This window comes from Companilactobacillus huachuanensis (genome assembly GCF_005404815.1).
In the GTDB taxonomy this organism is placed as follows: domain Bacteria; phylum Bacillota; class Bacilli; order Lactobacillales; family Lactobacillaceae; genus Companilactobacillus; species Companilactobacillus huachuanensis.
On sequence record NZ_BJDF01000034.1, the window covers coordinates 1 to 16273 of the forward strand.

Genomic DNA, 16273 nt, shown 5'->3' on the forward strand with positions numbered 1-16273 from the left:
AAACAGCCACATTTGATTGAACAAAAAAATAGCAGAAAAAACTGGAGACCAGAAATTTCTGCTATTTATTATCTAAGACTTTAGTTTTGTCCCAGACTCTTTTTCGTATTCATATTAAAAAAGTGAGTTCAGTCATTAAATCATTGCAGGTTTTCCGTACAGGTATCCCTGTTGAATATTGATACCGTACTTTTTGGCCAAAACTTGATCCTTGCCATCTTCAACGCCTTCCAATACCATATCAAGACAATAATCTTCAGCTTGATTAACCCAAAAAGAGACATATTCAGGGATTTTATCAGATTTTCCAGACATACGAAGGTTTTGCATGGCTAATTTTATTTTATCGACGTATGGTAATAAGTGTTTGATATTGTCAAAAGTATTTGAGCCGGTACCAACATCATCAATAACTAATGGAATATCATATTGATGAAGCAGTAAACTAAATTCTTTGATTTTATCCAGAGACATAGCCTCGGTCAATTCAATATTTAGTACAACAGGTTTGATACGTTTTTTAAGGGCAATAATTTCCCCAATTGTATATGGATCGTCAGCTTGTTTGCTGTTTAAGTTGAAAGAAATAGCTTTGTCAGTTGTCCCTGAACTCTTCTTAATGGCATTAGCTGTATCTTCCACCAATCTAACTTGTTCAGCGATAGATAATTCGGTGAAATCTTGCGGTAAGTGCCAAGCACCGTTGTCTTCTTTGCGTAAAAGGACTTCATAACCGAAGATTGAATTGTTACTTTTATTTACTTGTGATTGAACAAAAAAACTATACTTCGTGTTCATTCTCCCCATCCTCTACTTTAATGATAATAGATAATTTTAAGGCATTTCATTTCTTATATCAATGGTATATACAAATTTTATAAATGATATTGATATACTTATACATAGAACATTATATAACGCCGTTACAAAAAATGTTACAAATATTGCTTGCAAATTACCTAAGGTAATAATCTATAAATATAGTCAAGGAGGTGACAATCTATGTCCGAATATACGACCGGTGAGTTGGCAAAGTTAGCGCAGGTTTCTGTCAGGACGATTCAATACTATGATAAGAAGAATCTTTTGAAACCTAGCCATCTGTATGAGAATGGCAAACGAATTTATAGCGAGACTGATTTGAACAAGCTGAAATTGATACTACTATTGAAAAACTTGGGATTATCGCTCAAGGCTATTGATGAAATTTTGGATAGTCAGAACTCAATGAAGGTGATGAATCTTTTATTGGAACAACAGTTACGGTACTTGCATGACCAATTGAAGACCTCGAAAAATCAAATTAAAATGATTGAAGAAATCCGCCATGACTTACCAGAGACTGACCAAATAAAAATAAAAGATATCAGGGACATAGAGAATGTTATGAATAATAAGAAATCCTTGAGAAAAGTTCATATGACGATGTTGATATTTGGATTCCCGTTAGATTTTATAGAAATTGGAACCTTAGTTTGGGCCATTATGAAAGGTGATTGGCTTCCATTTATCATTGGAATGACAGTAGTCCTAATCGGTGCTGCCGGGCTAACGATGTTCTACTTTAAAAATACTAACTATATTTGTCCCAACTGTAATACGGAATTTAAGCCAGAAATTCTGGGCCGCATTTTGGGGTAAACATAATTTTCGAGCTAGAAAATTAGTTTGTCCAGCTTGTGGTAAAAAGAGCTATTGTGTCGAAGTTTATGACGAAAAGAAAGAATTAGCCAGATAATGTTATATAATAATGTCATTACGAGAGGAAGGTTTTGATGGATACCCTTAAAAGAGAACCCAGAAAAGTTGAAATTTCTTCAGCTGAATGGCAAATTATGAGAATTGTTTGGACTTTGAAACAAGTGACAAGTTCTGAAATCATCAATCTTATGCAAAAGAAGCAAACGTGGTCTGATTCTACCATCAAGACGTTAATTACTCGGTTGACTAAGAAAGAATTTCTCAGTCGGAAAAAAGAACAGGGACATTATATTTATTCAACAACGGTTGAAGAACAAGCGACAATGAATGAGTATGCCAATAGTTTGTTTTCAGATTTTTGTGCCCACAAATCAGGATCAGTGTTGAATGAATTGATCGAATCAATGGAAATCAGTCAGACTGATATCAAGAAGCTGCAAGAAACTTTAAATAAAAAATCTGCAACAGCTCCGGAGCATGTTAAATGTGACTGTTTGCCCGATGGTTGTGCAGATATGTGTTAAAATAAAGTTCCTTGGCAGGGGCGACATGGCGTTCAATCAATTATTGGTTGAACGCCTTTTTTTGTAGTGATAATCAATATGTAGTTAGGTGTGTCCAAGTTAATATTATTTTAAAAACTGAAGGTTGAAAGGTTAGTTAAGTATGCCGTTTCCAGAGATGATAGCATTCAATTGCTGCGCGGAACGGCCCGAGCCAAAGGGCGGTCTCGGACCTCGGTTGAAGCCTCGCAAAACCCACGAGTCTTCAACACGCCCGGTGGTGTAATTGCTGAAGCAATAACGCCACTTTCGCTGCAAACGAATACTCTCATCTCTTCCAACTAGTTAATTTTTTAATAGCAGGAAGAATAAAACAAAATTTTTGGATGTTTAAACAAATTATCTTTAAGGCTGTAACAACAATGGCTAGATTCACTTTTCATCTTTCAACCTTCAGTTAAATAATCAAAATATTTCATTTTATTATTTCTACCATCAAGAAATACTCTCAGCTCTGGAAACGGCATACTTTACTAAATTTTAAATCGCAACTTCCATAACTAAATCATTTTCATTTTGTCCGGCCAAAGTAAATGGTTGGGTTTCGATAGTTTTAAATCCATATTGGTTATAAAAATGAATTATTGAAGAATCGTGTTCCCAAACGCTGCTCCATAGAACTTTCTTATTGAAATGATGAGCCTTCTTGATTGCTAGGTCGAGTAATTGCTTCTCTAGTCCAATATATTGAAAGCCATGGCGGATATAGATTCGATCGATTTCTAAGGTGTCTTTCCCCATATTTTGTGATTGAGCATCACTGATATTCAGTTTTAAATATCCAGCCAATTTGTGATTGTAATAAATGAAATAGAAGAATGATTGAGGATTAATAATTTCACTGGTCAATTGACCATAATTATAATTTTTATTGGTGTAATCTGAAAAACTATAAATTTGATTATTTCTGAAGGTATCATTGAATGTTTCAACACTCAGACGATGCAATTTTGGAAGATCAGAATAGTCAACTTCTGTAATATCGATTGGTAGGTTAGAAAATTTCATAAACTACACTCCTAATTTAAATTTAATAACATGTCTAGGTGAGGGATGTTGTCCTCTAAGTACACATCGGAAATAGCTTTGAACCCGAAACTTGCGTAGAATTCTTGTAAATAAGCCTGAGCTTGGATTTGAATTGGTTGTTTAGGGAATCGCTGTTCGATTTCGTCAATGGTAGCCTGAACAATTTTAGCGCCTAATCCGGCCTTACGGAACTTCTCAACTACTAATACCCGACCGAAAGTAATATGGTCTCCTTTGTCAATAATGCGTGTATAAGCCTCTAATTCGCCATTCTCGACTAGGCAAACGTGAAGGTCACTGTAGTCATCCTCATCAACTTCTTGATAAGGGCAATTTTGTTCAACTACAAAAACAGCAACCCGTGCTTTTAAAATATCGATTAATTCTTTGGGACTAAGTTCATTCGTACTTTTGACGATAATCATAAGATGCCTCCAATTAAATAATTATTGGTGACTATCATAAAACTATTTTGTTGCAAATGCAACAATAAATAAAAATACTTTAAGAACTCAGCATTGAATTAACGCTCTCATTAATATAGGATTAGAGGGTGTGAAACATGTGTTTCACGAGTGGAGGTATGTCAATGAAACCGGAAGAATTTTTTGAAGCGCTAGGCCAACATGGCATTGCTTTAAGTACGGCTCAAAAGGAACAGTTTGCGACTTATTTTAAAGAATTGGTTGAGACTAATAAGGTCATGAATTTGACTTCAATTACTGATGAGGAACAAGTATATTTAAAACATTTTTATGATTCAATCGTCTTGGGATTCGTTGATGAAAAATTATTAGATGCGGAATTAACTTTATGTGATGTCGGATCAGGGGCTGGTTTTCCATCATTGCCATTGAAGATTATCAATCCTAAATTGAAGATTACAATTGTTGACTCCTTAAATAAGAGAATTAAATTCTTGGATACATTAGTAACTAAGTTGAACCTAGATAATGTCAATTTAGTTCACGGACGTGCTGAAGAAGTCGGCAAAAATCCCCAATTTAGGGAATCATTTGATGTTGTAACAGCTCGTGCCGTTGCTGCAATGAATGTTTTGACAGAATTTTGCTTGCCACTAGTTAAAGTGGGTGGACAATTTGTCGCCATGAAATCTGAGAAAGCACCAGAAGAATTGGAAACAGCTAAGTTTGCCATCAAAGAGCTTGGTGGAGAAATTAAGCAACAGGAATCAGTCGAGCTACCAAATGATGCAGGATTACGTAATTTTATCTTTGTTGAAAAAATTGCTAAAACACCAAAGAAATACCCTCGTAAGCCAGGAACACCTGCTAAAAAACCACTCGTGAAATAAATTTATTAAATATGCCGTTTCCAGAGCTGAGAGTATTCATTTGCTGCGCGGAACGGCCCGAGCCTGGGAAGCGGTCTCGAACCTCGGTTGAAGCCTCGCAAAACCCGCGAGTCTCCAACGCGCCCGGTGGTGTAATTGCTGAAGCAATAACGCCACTTTCGCAGCAAATGAATACTCTCAGCTCTTCCAACTAGTTTGTTCTTTTTATGGAAGAAATAATAAAACGAAAACTCCTAATTATTTAAATAAATTAACTCTAGGCCTGTAACATCGGCGGTTATATTAATTTTTCACCTTTCAGCCTTTAGTCATTACGACTTTAATAATTGGTAAATCAAAGGCAGCAAAAGAGTCGGAAGAGCAGATAGTAATCACCAGCTGTGGGTGTGGCGTTATGGCTTCAGCCATTACACCACCGGACGGATTTGGAGACTTACCGTTCTTTGGTAAGGCTTCAAACCGAGGTTCGAGACCGTTTCTCAGGCTCGAATCGGTCCGCATAGCAGGTGATTACTATCTGCTCTGGAGACGGAATAACCTTAAATAATTCTGTAAAAATGATAAGATTATATAGTTATGGCAAAAGCGCCAAAAAAAGTGATTACCATAGATAAATATTTTGTGAAGTTGTTCGGCAATTTCTAGAGATAGGGGAATAAAATGGCACGAAAAATATCTGTTGCAAATCAAAAAGGTGGTGTCGGAAAAACCACAACCACCATTAATTTGGGAGCATGTTTAACTGATTTTGGTCAAAAGGTATTGATTATTGATACTGACCCGCAAGGTAATGCTACCAGTGGATTAGGTATTAAAAAAGCCAATGTTGAAAAAGATGTTTATGATGTTTTAGTAAATGAATATCCGCTTAAAAAGACGATCATTCATACGGAGCATAAAAATCTTGATATTGTTCCCGCAACAATTCAATTGGCTGGGGCAGAGATGGAATTAACTTCAATGATGGCTCGTGAAACTCGTTTACGTGCTGGAATTGAAGAAGTCGACTCAGATTACGATATTATTTTGATCGACTGTCCACCATCACTTGGACAACTTTCAACCAACGCTTTTACGGCAAGTGATTCCATTATTATTCCAGTTCAAAGTGAGTATTATGCGCTGGAAGGATTGAGTCAATTGTTGAATACGATCCGTTTGGTTCAGAAGCATTTCAATACAAACTTGGCTATCGAAGGAGTTCTGATCACCATGCTTGATGTGAGAACTAATTTGGGCGCTCAAGTTGTCGACGAAGTAAAATCATATTTCGGCGATTCAGTTTACAAAACAATCGTTCCTAGAAATACACGATTAGCTGAAGCACCTAGTTATGGACAACCCATTGTTGACTATGACGCTAAGTCAAAGGGGGCTAAAGCTTATCGTGATCTTGCTAAGGAGGTGTTAAAGCGTAATGGCATCAAGCAAAAATAAAAAGGGTTTAGGTAGAGGAATCGATGCGATTTTCTCTGAATTTGAAGCGATTGATGAAAATAGTGAAACAGTTGTTGATCTTTCCATCGAAGACATTCGCCCTAATCCATACCAACCAAGAAAAACTTTTGATGAACACGCTTTAAACGAATTGGCTCGTTCAATTGAACAAAATGGTGTTTTCCAACCAATTATTGTTCGTGAAAGCGTGAATGGTTTTGAAATTATTGCTGGTGAAAGACGTTTCCGTGCAAGTAAAATTGCTAAGAAAACAACGATTCCAGCTATTGTCCGTCCATTAAGCGAATCAGGCATGATGGAAATTGCTGTTTTGGAAAACTTACAACGTGAAGACTTAACGCCATTGGAAGAAGCCGATGCTTATCAAACTTTGATTACGAAACTAAATCTTACCCAAGAACAAGTTTCGCAAAGACTTGGCAAGAGTCGCCCATACATCGCTAACTATTTACGATTATTGAATTTACCCGAGGCAACTAAGAAATTAGTTCAAGATGGGGAACTTTCAATGGGGCAAGCTAGAACGTTGCTCAGTTTGAAAGATAAGGACCAAATTGATAAACTTGCTAAACGTGCAGTCAGTGAAGATTTAACCGTTCGTCAATTGGAACAGCTAGCTACTGAATCCAAACATGACAGCAAGAAGAAAAAGAAAGTTGCTCAGAAGTCACCTTATATTCGAGCAACTGAAGAAAAATTGGTTGAACGTTTTGACACAGCGGTTGCAGTTAAAGAAACTCGCAGCGGCCATGGAAAACTTGAGATTGATTTTACGAATACGGAAGATTTAAACCGTATTTTAGACATATTAGGAATCCATTTAGATTAGAGGAATTGTATGTTTAAACTTGGAGATATTATCATAATGAAAAAACCTCACGCCTGTGGGGAAAATCGCTGGGAAGTTATTCGCTTAGGTGCGGATATTAAAGTTAAATGCTTAGGATGTGGGCATATCGTCATGATTCCACGTGCTGATTTCAGTAAGAAATTCAAAAAAGTTTTAACTCAAGCTGACCAGGTCAAACCTGAGAATGAAGAACATTACTTGAGGCAAACTCAATTAATGCCATCAAATTTTACTAAAAGAAATGAGGAATAACTAATGGCTTTAACTGCCGGAATCGTCGGACTACCCAATGTTGGTAAGTCAACTTTATTTAATGCTATTACAAAAGCGGGTGCGGAAATGGCTAACTATCCGTTCGCTACTATTGATCCTAACGTTGGGATGGTTGAAGTACCGGATAAACGTCTTTCAAGAATCGATTCATTGATCCCTGCTAAAAAATTGATCCACACAACTTTCGAATTTACTGATATTGCTGGTATTGTTAAAGGTGCTAGTAAGGGTGAGGGACTTGGAAACAAGTTCTTGGAAAATATTCGTCAAGTTGATGCCATTATTCACGTTGTTCGTGCTTTTGATGATGACGATATCACCAGTGTGACAGGTACTGTTGATCCACTAGATGATATTGAAACAATCAATCTTGAACTTGGATTAGCTGATCTTGACAGTGTTAACAAGCGTTATACACGTGTTGAAAAAGCTGCTAAGAGTGCTAAGGATAAAGAAGCTCAAGCCGAATTCAAGGTTCTTGAAAAGATTAAGCCAGTCCTAGAAGAAGGCGGCTCAGTTAGATCAATTGACTTTGATGAAGATGAAGAAAAAATTGTTAAAGGTTTATTCTTATTAACATCAAAACCAGTTTTGTATGTAGCTAATATCGCTGAAGACGACATGGCTGATCCTGAAGCTTCGAAGTATTACAAAGTTATTGAAGACTTTGCTAAGAAAGAAAAAGCTCAAGTTATCGGAGTTTCAGCTAAGACTGAAGAAGAAATTGCTGAACTAGATGATGACGAAAGAAAAGAATTCCTTGAAGCTGAAGGCGTTACAGAATCTGGTCTTGATAAGTTAATCAGAGCCAGTTACAAGCTATTAGGTCTAAGAACATTCTTTACCGCCGGTGGTAAGGAAACTCGTGCTTGGACATTCCATGAAGGTATGAAAGCACCACAAGTTGCAGGTATCATTCACTCTGATTTTGAACGTGGATTCATTCGTGCCGAAGTTATGGCATTCAGTGATCTAGATGAAATAGGTAGTGAAAAAGCCGTCAAAGAAGCCGGTAAATTACGTGTTGAAGGTAAAGATTACGAAGTTCAAGACGGTGATATCATCGAATTCCGCTTCAATGTCTAAATCAGGGGGAGTAAAATGTCTGAGGATTTAAGAGAAAAGAACAAGCAAGCTGCTGAAAAGCAAAAAGTAACTTCAGCAAAGAACGATAAAAAAGAAGAAGTTAAGAGCGAAATCTACAGCGCCAACGCTGATGATTTGCGCAAAAAGTTAAGTAATAAGAATGCTGAATACATTTTTAAACTTAACAAACATTTGATGGATGATGGATTTAAGGAAGACGAAGCCAAGACAGAAATTGACAAGTTATTGCCTGAAATTATCGAAAATCAAATCAAAGGTATTCCAGCAAACCAATTGTATGGACCTGTAACGAAGAGAGCCCAAGATATTACCCATCCAGTTAAAAAGCCTAAGAAGACACCATTCTGGGCCTCATGGCTAGATACTTCATTGTTGTTCTTTTCATTGTTTGGATTGCTATATGGGGTTGTCGCATTGACAGGAAACGGTTCAAAAAATGACCCTAACAGTCAAACAGGTATCATCACATTAGTCGTTCTATCAGCTATGTGGGGTGCTTTATTATCATGGTTCAACAACCAAATGAAGAAACCTAAATCTGAAAGACCAGGCTGGGGAATTACCATTGCCTACTTAGTAGTCGGAATGGTATTCATGTTTGTATTCCTAGCAGCAATGTCAGTAATACCAACAACAATCAACCCACCTCTAAATGCAATTGGCTACTTTATTGCCGCAGTTGTAGCATTCGGTGGAAGATTCTTGTTCCGTACTATGACAGGTTATAAAGAAAGATCATTCTTTTAAGAGAGTGGAGATAGGGCGGTCAGCTCCCGAGCATTTTCGTAGATATGTTAATTACACGCCGATCTTGCGTGTGATTGACATATCTATGAAAAGCGGAAGGAGTTGCCCTGTGGAGCTCGTTTTAGATTAGAGAGTGAAGACAGGGGCGGTCAGCTCCCGAGCATTTTCGTAGATATGTTAATTACACGCCGGTTTTGCGTGTGATTGACATATCTATGAAAAGCGGAAGGAGTTGCCCTGTCGGAACTCGTTTTAGAGCCACTGCATATATAAGCTTAAAATTTAAATTAAAAAAATGCCCCCGATATTGTATCGGGAGCATTTTTTGTTTCAATTCGTGATTCAAAAATGAAGGGTGTATTAGGATTTTTAATAAAATATGATTTCATTCTGCCCATTGGTAAGAGTATCAGTTATCAAAATAAATTTTTTTTACCAATGCTTGCTGAAGAAATCAGTAAGGGAAATAATATCCTAATATATTCAGAACAGGAGATGTAGTTTAATTACCGCAAACCATGTCCTCTTACGCGTAGTGCATATTATTATGCTGTAGACTACATGTGCCAGTAAGCTCTTGTTTTTGTAAAAATCGAAGTGTTGCATAAAAAAAGGCCTTATTTTATAAGACCAAATATATACTTTACATTCTCAATCCAATTATCCTGATGAAAATATAAATAGAAAAATATATATAATAGTTTCGGTCAATAATTGCATATTACTAAGAAGTGTTATTGAATGATAAGAATCATAATTGTAATATTGTTGGGTTCAGTTTAGTTTTGAACTTTTTCACTTTTGACCGATTTATTCAAATTTGAGAGTTCAATAAATAGTTTTACTTTCTTGAAGTATTCTGTACGAATCTAGTAGAATACATATTATGATGAATACACAAAATACAGACCAAATAACAGTTTTTAAAGCATTAGCGGATTCGGTGAGACTGGATATTATTGAATATCTGAAACATACTGACCATGAGGTTTCCTGTGGTGAAGTGGGGAAGGCACTGAATATTAGTAAAACTTCTGGATCTTATCATTTCAAGTTGTTGCAAGAGGCTGGGATTATCACTACTAGAAAAGAATCTAGAGAAAAATACGTGAGTCTTAATTCAAAGACGTTTGATAAATATGTTACTAATTTTTATAAAAATATTTGAGAGTGTATATTTACACTCTCTTTTTGTTTGTCATTTTACTTGTCATATTTTTTTGATAATGTTAGTTTTAAATAGTTCAAAAATATTTGAACTATTTTGAATAGAAAACAGTGAATGAGGGAAGCATAAATGAGAAATAAGCAAGTTAATTCAACCTGGGTTTTGATTTTAACTTCATTAGGATTCTTCATGTCGATGATGGATTCAATGATTGTAACCACTGCTTCGACAGCTATTCGGACAGATCTTAATATCTCCATTGATACCCTGCAATGGGCCATGAACGCATATAATATTACAATTGCGGCTGTACTTTTGGTAGGAGTGTCATTGGGAGAGCGTATTGGGCGTCGAAAAATCTACAATTTTGGAATTTTTGTTTTTACATTAGGTTCAATATTATGTGCATTATCTGGTGATATTACGATTTTAGTGATTGCGCGTGTCATTGAGGGAATGGGTGCTTCAGTTATGACTCCGATGTCCATGGCGATTTTGACCAATTCAATACCAACATCAGAACGAGGTAAGGCATTGGGGATTTGGAGTGGTATTGGTGGCCTAGCATTGATTGTTGGTCCGTCATTAGGCGGATTGATCGTCGCCAAGTTAGCTTGGCAGTGGATATTTTGGATCAATGTTCCAATTGGAATTGTTGCAATTTATCTTTCGAATAGAATATTGCCAGAAAGTACTGGTAGCAGTGATAAAGTTAATTTGTTAGATTCAGTTCTCATTATCATTGCATCAGCAGGTATCATTTGGTCATTGTCCGCGATGACATCTGCAAACTTAACATTGTTGCCTGCTGTGATAGGAATAATCAGTATATTATCTGGAATTTGGTTTGTATTTCGTCAGAAGTTTGAAAAAAAGCCGATGATCCCATCTGATTATTTTAAATCAGTAACTTTTACAGGTGGAAACATTGCCACTTTCTTGTTATATGGCTCAATGTACGGAGTAGTGTTCTTTCTGCCACAGTTTTTACAAGTAGTAACTGGTGCTAACTCATTAACAGCGGGTCTGGAAATACTTCCATGGACTGGAACTCTGGTTATTGTTGCACCATTTGCTGGGAAGGCAGTCGACAAATATGGAGAGAAAATAATTGCAACGTTAGGATTATTGTTTCAGGGAATTGGGTATATCTTGATAATAATTTTTGTGAATAGACACAGTTCATATTTGAATATGGTTATTCCACTTGCACTAGCTGGGGGAGGTTTATCCATGGCTGGTCCAGCTTTACAAAAAGCTGTTTTAGAATCAGTTGATAAAACAGCTATCGGTAAGGCATCTGGAATCTATAATGTTTTTCGATTGTTTGGTGGTGCAGTTGGAACAACCATTTCAGTTATCATCTTTTACAAGTTTGGTGGAGATTCGAATGCTGAGCTGTTCACGAACGGTTTTCGTGCCGCAATATTTGGAGCAGGGATGATTTCTATCTTAGGTGTTATGTTTTCCCTTCAATTCAAAAGAAATAATTCGATAATGTGATTTTTGATATGAAATGACTGGTTAAATAGGATGATTAATATTTATTACAAGTCTAAAGGTTGAAAGTTTAGGCAAGTATGCCGTTTCCAGAGCTGAGAGTATTCAATTGCTGCGCGGAACGGCCCGAGCCAAAGTACGGTCTCGGACCTCGGTTGAAGTCTCGCAAAATCCGCGAGTTTTCAACACGCCCGGTGGTGTAATTGCTGAAGCAATAACGCCACTTTCGCTGCAAATGAATACTCTCAGCTCTTCCAACTAGTTTATTTTTTTAATACCGGAACAATAAAATAAAGACTTCCGTTTATTTTAATAAATTAGTTCTAAGCCTGTAATAATAAGGGTTAGATTAATTTCTTACCTTTCAACCTTCAGTTACAGTGTCTCTTTTATTGGAATTATCTAATTTTCTAAGTTCCAAACAGCAATCTTTTGAATTAGTTGAACCGGAATAGCATTCACATCTTTAGGAAATTTCAACGTAGTTTTGCCACTCAAATAAGGAGCAATTTCCTTTTGAAAGTGTTCAATCGGTTTGTTGGTTGGGTAAAAACTAATAGTCTGCTTGTTGATACCGAAGAAACAAATTTGTTTGGGTTGAAAATAGCCAACTAGCCCATACGACAAACGAACTTCAGCATCAGGCAGAACTTTAGCAATAATTTGATTCATTCTTTTAACTAAAACTTGATCCTTTGGGTCAGTTGTTTTTGCAAGATATTCGTCCATAATTACATCCTCAACTTTGAATACGTTTATTTAACTCTGAAAAACTGAACCAGTCCATATAAACCATAGCCTCCGGCAGCAGCCTGAAGAATAGTCATCATGAAACCAACTTTTTTAAATGAAATATTATGGTCAAAGTGGATTTCGTATTGTACAAAGGCAATTATCGCCACCGAGAAGATCATAATCAAAATGAACTTCATTCTTTTCTTTAAGTATTCCATGTAGGGCCCTCTTTCATTGTGTTAATGCGTTTTTGATTTTGAAAATTTAATTTAACTATTAGTGAGAAAAATTAGTCGGAAGGAATGAGAATATTTACCAGCTGTGAGTGTGGCGTTACGACTTTAGCCGTTACACTGGCGGGCGAGGTTGGGGACTTACCAGTCAGTGGTAAATATTCAAATCGAGGTTCAAGACCGTTCTTCAAGCTTGAGCCGGTCCGTATAGCAGGGTAAATGTTCTCATTCCTGTAGACGTCACATGGAACAATTAGTAATCTACTTACATCTTATTGTATAATACTAACTAGTTGTAGACTTGTAAATATATGTTCGCTTGTGAGGTTTATTTAAATGAAAATCTTAGTTGTCGATGATGATAAAGAAATTGTAGAATTACTCAGTATTTATATAAAGAACGAGGGTTACGATCCGGTTTCTGCTAACTCTGGTCAAGAGGCACTAGACCAATTGTCTGCTCATAGCGATATAGCGCTGATGGTTTTGGACATTATGATGCCTGGTATCGATGGTATTGAAGTTGTAAAACGGGTTCGGAAGAACTCGCAAATACCAATTATTATTGTATCGGCTAAAACAACCGATATGGATAAAATTCAAGGCCTGATTACCGGTGCTGACGATTATGTTACTAAACCATTTAATCCGCTTGAAATTATGGCACGAATTCGTTCACTATTACGTCGTAGTTCGCAACAAACTTCAAAAAATGTTCCTGATAAGCTTGAAGTTGGGCCAATTACGATTTACAAAGATTCCCATGAAGTTGTGACTGATTCTGGACAAAAAGTTCAGCTTACAGCTTTAGAATTTGGCGTACTCTATTTACTCGCCAGTCATCCTAATCGGGTCTTTTCCGCTGATGAAATCTTTGAACGAGTATGGAAACAAGAGAGCGTTGTCTCAGCCAAGACAGTTATGGTGCACGTCAGCCATTTGCGAGACAAACTAGAAGAAGCTACCAACGGTGAAAAAGTTATTGAAACTGTTTGGGGTGTAGGCTACAAAGTGGAGGTTTGATTTTGAACAAGCGAATCAAACTGAATGTAGGAGAAAAAGGTGTCCTCCTTGTTGAAGGAATAGGCACCTTTCTTTTATTTCAGATAATAAACGTAATTTTAATTAGCAACATAGGCAAGGCTAAATTACTGACAAACTTGCAAACTAATTGGCAAAGTTTAATAGCTGATAAAGTGTGGGTTGTGGTCGTTGTTTTAGTTTTGGAAATTTTCTTGACTTATCTAATCGCAATCAGTGTTTACCATCGGATGGAATTGGATCAAATCAAACAGATCTTACAAAAGACGGCTGATGATAACTTGACTAAGCCAGTCGATGTTAAGGTCAATCAGAGTCTCCAAAGTATTGTCGATAGTTTTAATCTTTTAATTTCCAATATGAATCGTCGAGCTGAAGAACAACGACAATCTGAGGAAAGTAAGGATGAGTTGATCAGCAATGTCAGTCACGATATCAGAACCCCTTTGACATCTGTGATTGGCTATTTAGGATTGATTGAAAGCAAAAATTATAACGATTTGGGACAAATTTTGAAATACACTCATATCGCTTATAAAAAATCACAAGAGATGCAGAATTTGGTCAACTCGCTATTTGAGTATGCCAATGTTCAGCATGCAACCAGTCGTTTAAATATGACTAAGTTTGATATGGCTCAAATGTTGGATCAATTGTCGGCTGACTTTGAATTGGAGGCCAATAAGCGTGGGATGGAAATTATGGTTAATTCCACACCAGACAAGATTCTCATGAAGGGCGATACGGAAAAACTCGGTCGTGTCTTTAATAATTTAATTATGAACGCCTTGAAATATGGTAAAGGGGCTACTCATATTTGGTTAACGGCTGAAAAGAGAGACAAAGAGGTTGTAGTGACAGTTGCCAATAATGGGCTGCCAATTCCGGAAACTTCGTTAAAACATGTTTTCGATCGCTTCTATCGAGTTGAGGATTCTCGTTCTAAAAAGACTGGTGGGACTGGATTAGGCCTAGCAATTGCCCAGAGTATGGTGCAGTTGCATGGTGGGACAATTGCAGTCACATCAAATGATGAAAAGACATCATTTATTAGTCATTTTCCAATTTCTTAATTCCAAGATTGATTTGTGAGGTTTAATTAATGAAGAAGTTTTTTAAGAAATTAACATTGGTAATGTCGATCATAATTTTGACGTTACCAATGTTTGCATCAACTGTTCACGCTGAGGACGCTACTGATCAGAATTTAGAGATGAACGCTACAGCTGGAATGATTTATGATGAGCATACTGGGCAAGTAGTTTATAAAAAGAATGCTGATGAAAAAGTTGCCATCGGTTCCATTACCAAAATTATCACCCTTTATTTGGTAACAAAAGCTATCAAAGAGGGTAAATTTACCGAAAAAGATATGTTGCGACCAACAGAAGCCCAAGCGGAAATGACCCAGAAAAATGAGTTAACTAATGTCCGTTTAGATTCTGACAAAACATATAGCGTTAAAGATTTGTACGCGGCAGCTTGGATAGTTTCTTCGAATTCAGCAGCCATGATGTTGGCAGATAAAGTTGCTGGCAGCCAAGGTGAATTTGTAAAATTAATGCGCAAAACGGTTAAGAATTGGGGTATTAAGGGAGCTAAGCTTTATAATGTATCCGGATTGAATAATTCCGATTTAGAGCCTGACATGTACTTAGGAACTCAGGAAGACGAGAATAAATTATCTGCTGATGATATCGGAGTTATCGTCAAGCACGTGTTGGACGAATATCCCGAAATTTTGCAGACAACTTCTAAGGCAAAATTGAGTTTTCCAGTAGAAAATGAAACCAAAACTTATGACTCATTGAATTTATTGTTGAAGGGACATCGAGACTATCAAGAAGGCTATGAATTTGATGGCTTAAAAACGGGAACAACCGATGCCGCCGGCGAATCATTTGTTGGAACGCTTCCAATTCAGGATACCAGAATGGTAACAATAGTTTTGAATGCTCAAGGTGAAAAGGAAGACCGTGATAAACGTTTCCGTAGCACCCAAAAGCTAGTTCATTTCTTAGTCGACAATTATGAGCGTAAAGAAGTTATTAAAAAGGATCAAAGTATAACAGTTAATAATAAAAAGTATAAAACTTATGAACCAGTTTATTACTGGCTTCCCAAAAATTATAATGTTGAAGATTTACGTTATAATGTAAGTAGAAACGAATTAGGGTTTACGGCGATTCACAATAAAAAAACAGTGAAATTGATAGCAACCAATACAGCTGGTGGCTATCTACCATATCAAAAAACAATTGTTAAAAAAGCAACTACTAAAAAAACAAACCATAAATCATGGTGGGATCAAATAGTAGAATTCTTCCAACACTTATTCTAATTAAATATGCCGCTGAAGATTTGGAGGGATTAAAGCCTGCGGTGGGGACCGGCGCGAGCCAAGGTCTCGCACCTCGCTTTGAAGCCTTGCAAAACCGGCAAGTCTCCAAAGTCTGATCTGAACCCCGAAGTTTGGACACTTTTTTATGCAGCTTTTAATTCTGTTGATTCTCGATATTGAACAGGCGACATTCCACCTAAATCTGTTTTGAT

General features: G+C 36.7%; 19 protein-coding genes. 14 read left to right on the forward strand and 5 right to left on the reverse strand.

What is annotated here, in order from left to right; all coding sequences use genetic code 11:
- Positions 1 to 135: 135 nt before the first annotated feature.
- Positions 136 to 798, reverse strand: a complete 663-nt coding sequence (locus tag FFM71_RS12630; RefSeq protein ID WP_137612517.1) for an EAL domain-containing protein — start codon at positions 796 to 798, stop codon at positions 136 to 138.
- Positions 799 to 1002: 204 nt separating this feature from the next.
- Here FFM71_RS12630 and FFM71_RS12635 point away from each other — a divergent pair, with 204 nt between their 5' ends.
- On the forward strand, positions 1003 to 1641 hold the full coding sequence (locus FFM71_RS12635) for a MerR family transcriptional regulator (protein ID WP_137612518.1): 639 nt from the start codon (positions 1003 to 1005) through the stop codon (positions 1639 to 1641).
- A gap of 134 nt (positions 1642 to 1775) precedes the next feature.
- The gene (locus FFM71_RS12640) at positions 1776 to 2225 is read left to right on the forward strand and encodes a CopY/TcrY family copper transport repressor (RefSeq protein ID WP_137612519.1); all 450 of its coding nucleotides are present in this window, start codon (positions 1776 to 1778) and stop codon (positions 2223 to 2225) included.
- Between the two features lie 519 nt (positions 2226 to 2744).
- On the opposite strand, the gene FFM71_RS12645 is transcribed toward FFM71_RS12640, so the two are convergent.
- Entirely contained in the window at positions 2745 to 3272 is a 528-nt protein-coding gene (locus FFM71_RS12645) for a GNAT family N-acetyltransferase (protein ID WP_137612520.1), read from the reverse strand.
- Positions 3273 to 3283: 11 nt separating this feature from the next.
- A complete protein-coding gene (locus FFM71_RS12650) occupies positions 3284 to 3718 on the reverse strand; it encodes a GNAT family N-acetyltransferase (RefSeq protein ID WP_137612521.1) in 435 nt (144 codons plus the stop codon).
- A gap of 164 nt (positions 3719 to 3882) precedes the next feature.
- Here FFM71_RS12650 and rsmG point away from each other — a divergent pair, with 164 nt between their 5' ends.
- From rsmG to FFM71_RS12690, 9 genes are all read left to right on the forward strand, one after another.
- Complete coding sequence (gene rsmG / locus FFM71_RS12655) at positions 3883 to 4608, forward strand: 16S rRNA (guanine(527)-N(7))-methyltransferase RsmG (protein ID WP_137612522.1); 726 nt, start codon at positions 3883 to 3885, stop codon at positions 4606 to 4608.
- A 660-nt stretch (positions 4609 to 5268) separates the two neighbouring features.
- A complete protein-coding gene (locus FFM71_RS12660) occupies positions 5269 to 6045 on the forward strand; it encodes a ParA family protein (RefSeq protein WP_137612523.1) in 777 nt (258 codons plus the stop codon).
- A complete protein-coding gene (locus FFM71_RS12665; protein ID WP_137612524.1) occupies positions 6026 to 6895 on the forward strand; it encodes a ParB/RepB/Spo0J family partition protein in 870 nt (289 codons plus the stop codon). Before FFM71_RS12660 ends, FFM71_RS12665 begins: the two co-directional genes overlap by 20 nt.
- Before the next feature lie 9 nt (positions 6896 to 6904).
- Positions 6905 to 7168 (forward strand): DUF951 domain-containing protein, encoded by a 264-nt coding sequence (locus FFM71_RS12670; protein WP_137612525.1) that lies wholly within the window; start codon positions 6905 to 6907, stop codon positions 7166 to 7168.
- 3 nt (positions 7169 to 7171) lie between these two features.
- Positions 7172 to 8275 (forward strand): redox-regulated ATPase YchF, encoded by a 1104-nt coding sequence (ychF, locus tag FFM71_RS12675; protein ID WP_137612526.1) that lies wholly within the window; start codon positions 7172 to 7174, stop codon positions 8273 to 8275.
- A 15-nt stretch (positions 8276 to 8290) separates the two neighbouring features.
- The gene (locus FFM71_RS12680) at positions 8291 to 9043 is read left to right on the forward strand and encodes a DUF1129 family protein (protein ID WP_137612527.1); all 753 of its coding nucleotides are present in this window, start codon (positions 8291 to 8293) and stop codon (positions 9041 to 9043) included.
- 348 nt (positions 9044 to 9391) lie between these two features.
- Entirely contained in the window at positions 9392 to 9544 is a 153-nt protein-coding gene (locus FFM71_RS13510; RefSeq protein ID WP_171000577.1) for a hypothetical protein, read from the forward strand.
- A 385-nt stretch (positions 9545 to 9929) separates the two neighbouring features.
- A complete protein-coding gene (locus FFM71_RS12685; RefSeq protein WP_137612528.1) occupies positions 9930 to 10211 on the forward strand; it encodes an ArsR/SmtB family transcription factor in 282 nt (93 codons plus the stop codon).
- Positions 10212 to 10340: 129 nt separating this feature from the next.
- Positions 10341 to 11714 (forward strand): MFS transporter, encoded by a 1374-nt coding sequence (locus tag FFM71_RS12690; protein WP_137612529.1) that lies wholly within the window; start codon positions 10341 to 10343, stop codon positions 11712 to 11714.
- 399 nt (positions 11715 to 12113) lie between these two features.
- Here the strand turns inward: FFM71_RS12690 and FFM71_RS12695 are convergent, their stop codons facing one another.
- The gene (locus FFM71_RS12695; RefSeq protein WP_137612530.1) at positions 12114 to 12440 is read right to left on the reverse strand and encodes an iron chaperone; all 327 of its coding nucleotides are present in this window, start codon (positions 12438 to 12440) and stop codon (positions 12114 to 12116) included.
- A 26-nt stretch (positions 12441 to 12466) separates the two neighbouring features.
- The gene (locus FFM71_RS12700) at positions 12467 to 12664 is read right to left on the reverse strand and encodes a hypothetical protein (protein ID WP_137612531.1); all 198 of its coding nucleotides are present in this window, start codon (positions 12662 to 12664) and stop codon (positions 12467 to 12469) included.
- A 351-nt stretch (positions 12665 to 13015) separates the two neighbouring features.
- Between FFM71_RS12700 and FFM71_RS12705 the strand changes: the two genes are divergently transcribed.
- The 3 genes from FFM71_RS12705 to FFM71_RS12715 are packed head-to-tail and all read left to right on the forward strand — an operon-like array spanning position 13016 to position 16061.
- Positions 13016 to 13702, forward strand: a complete 687-nt coding sequence (locus tag FFM71_RS12705) for a response regulator transcription factor (protein ID WP_137612532.1) — start codon at positions 13016 to 13018, stop codon at positions 13700 to 13702.
- 2 nt (positions 13703 to 13704) lie between these two features.
- The gene (locus tag FFM71_RS12710; protein ID WP_137612533.1) at positions 13705 to 14793 is read left to right on the forward strand and encodes a sensor histidine kinase; all 1089 of its coding nucleotides are present in this window, start codon (positions 13705 to 13707) and stop codon (positions 14791 to 14793) included.
- Between the two features lie 29 nt (positions 14794 to 14822).
- The gene (locus FFM71_RS12715) at positions 14823 to 16061 is read left to right on the forward strand and encodes a D-alanyl-D-alanine carboxypeptidase family protein (RefSeq protein WP_137612534.1); all 1239 of its coding nucleotides are present in this window, start codon (positions 14823 to 14825) and stop codon (positions 16059 to 16061) included.
- Positions 16062 to 16273: the final 212 nt, after the last annotated feature.

What these genes read in the sequence shown, in the direction of transcription:
- ychF (WP_137612526.1), top strand. Translation starts at nt 7,172, where the DNA reads ATGGCTTTAACTGCCGGAATCGTCGGACTACCCAATGTTGGTAAGTCA.
- FFM71_RS12715 (WP_137612534.1), top strand. Translation starts at nt 14,823, where the DNA reads ATGAAGAAGTTTTTTAAGAAATTAACATTGGTAATGTCGATCATAATT.
- FFM71_RS12665 (WP_137612524.1), top strand. Translation starts at nt 6,026, where the DNA reads ATGGCATCAAGCAAAAATAAAAAGGGTTTAGGTAGAGGAATCGATGCG.
- rsmG (WP_137612522.1), top strand. Translation starts at nt 3,883, where the DNA reads ATGAAACCGGAAGAATTTTTTGAAGCGCTAGGCCAACATGGCATTGCT.
- FFM71_RS13510 (WP_171000577.1), top strand. Translation starts at nt 9,392, where the DNA reads ATGAAGGGTGTATTAGGATTTTTAATAAAATATGATTTCATTCTGCCC.
- FFM71_RS12670 (WP_137612525.1), top strand. Translation starts at nt 6,905, where the DNA reads ATGTTTAAACTTGGAGATATTATCATAATGAAAAAACCTCACGCCTGT.
- FFM71_RS12695 (WP_137612530.1), bottom strand. Translation starts at nt 12,440, where the DNA reads ATGGACGAATATCTTGCAAAAACAACTGACCCAAAGGATCAAGTTTTA.
- FFM71_RS12650 (WP_137612521.1), bottom strand. Translation starts at nt 3,718, where the DNA reads ATGATTATCGTCAAAAGTACGAATGAACTTAGTCCCAAAGAATTAATC.
- FFM71_RS12660 (WP_137612523.1), top strand. Translation starts at nt 5,269, where the DNA reads ATGGCACGAAAAATATCTGTTGCAAATCAAAAAGGTGGTGTCGGAAAA.
- FFM71_RS12680 (WP_137612527.1), top strand. Translation starts at nt 8,291, where the DNA reads ATGTCTGAGGATTTAAGAGAAAAGAACAAGCAAGCTGCTGAAAAGCAA.
- FFM71_RS12640 (WP_137612519.1), top strand. Translation starts at nt 1,776, where the DNA reads ATGGATACCCTTAAAAGAGAACCCAGAAAAGTTGAAATTTCTTCAGCT.
- FFM71_RS12705 (WP_137612532.1), top strand. Translation starts at nt 13,016, where the DNA reads ATGAAAATCTTAGTTGTCGATGATGATAAAGAAATTGTAGAATTACTC.
- FFM71_RS12630 (WP_137612517.1), bottom strand. Translation starts at nt 798, where the DNA reads ATGAACACGAAGTATAGTTTTTTTGTTCAATCACAAGTAAATAAAAGT.
- FFM71_RS12645 (WP_137612520.1), bottom strand. Translation starts at nt 3,272, where the DNA reads ATGAAATTTTCTAACCTACCAATCGATATTACAGAAGTTGACTATTCT.
- FFM71_RS12635 (WP_137612518.1), top strand. Translation starts at nt 1,003, where the DNA reads ATGTCCGAATATACGACCGGTGAGTTGGCAAAGTTAGCGCAGGTTTCT.
- FFM71_RS12700 (WP_137612531.1), bottom strand. Translation starts at nt 12,664, where the DNA reads ATGGAATACTTAAAGAAAAGAATGAAGTTCATTTTGATTATGATCTTC.
- FFM71_RS12685 (WP_137612528.1), top strand. Translation starts at nt 9,930, where the DNA reads ATGATGAATACACAAAATACAGACCAAATAACAGTTTTTAAAGCATTA.
- FFM71_RS12690 (WP_137612529.1), top strand. Translation starts at nt 10,341, where the DNA reads ATGAGAAATAAGCAAGTTAATTCAACCTGGGTTTTGATTTTAACTTCA.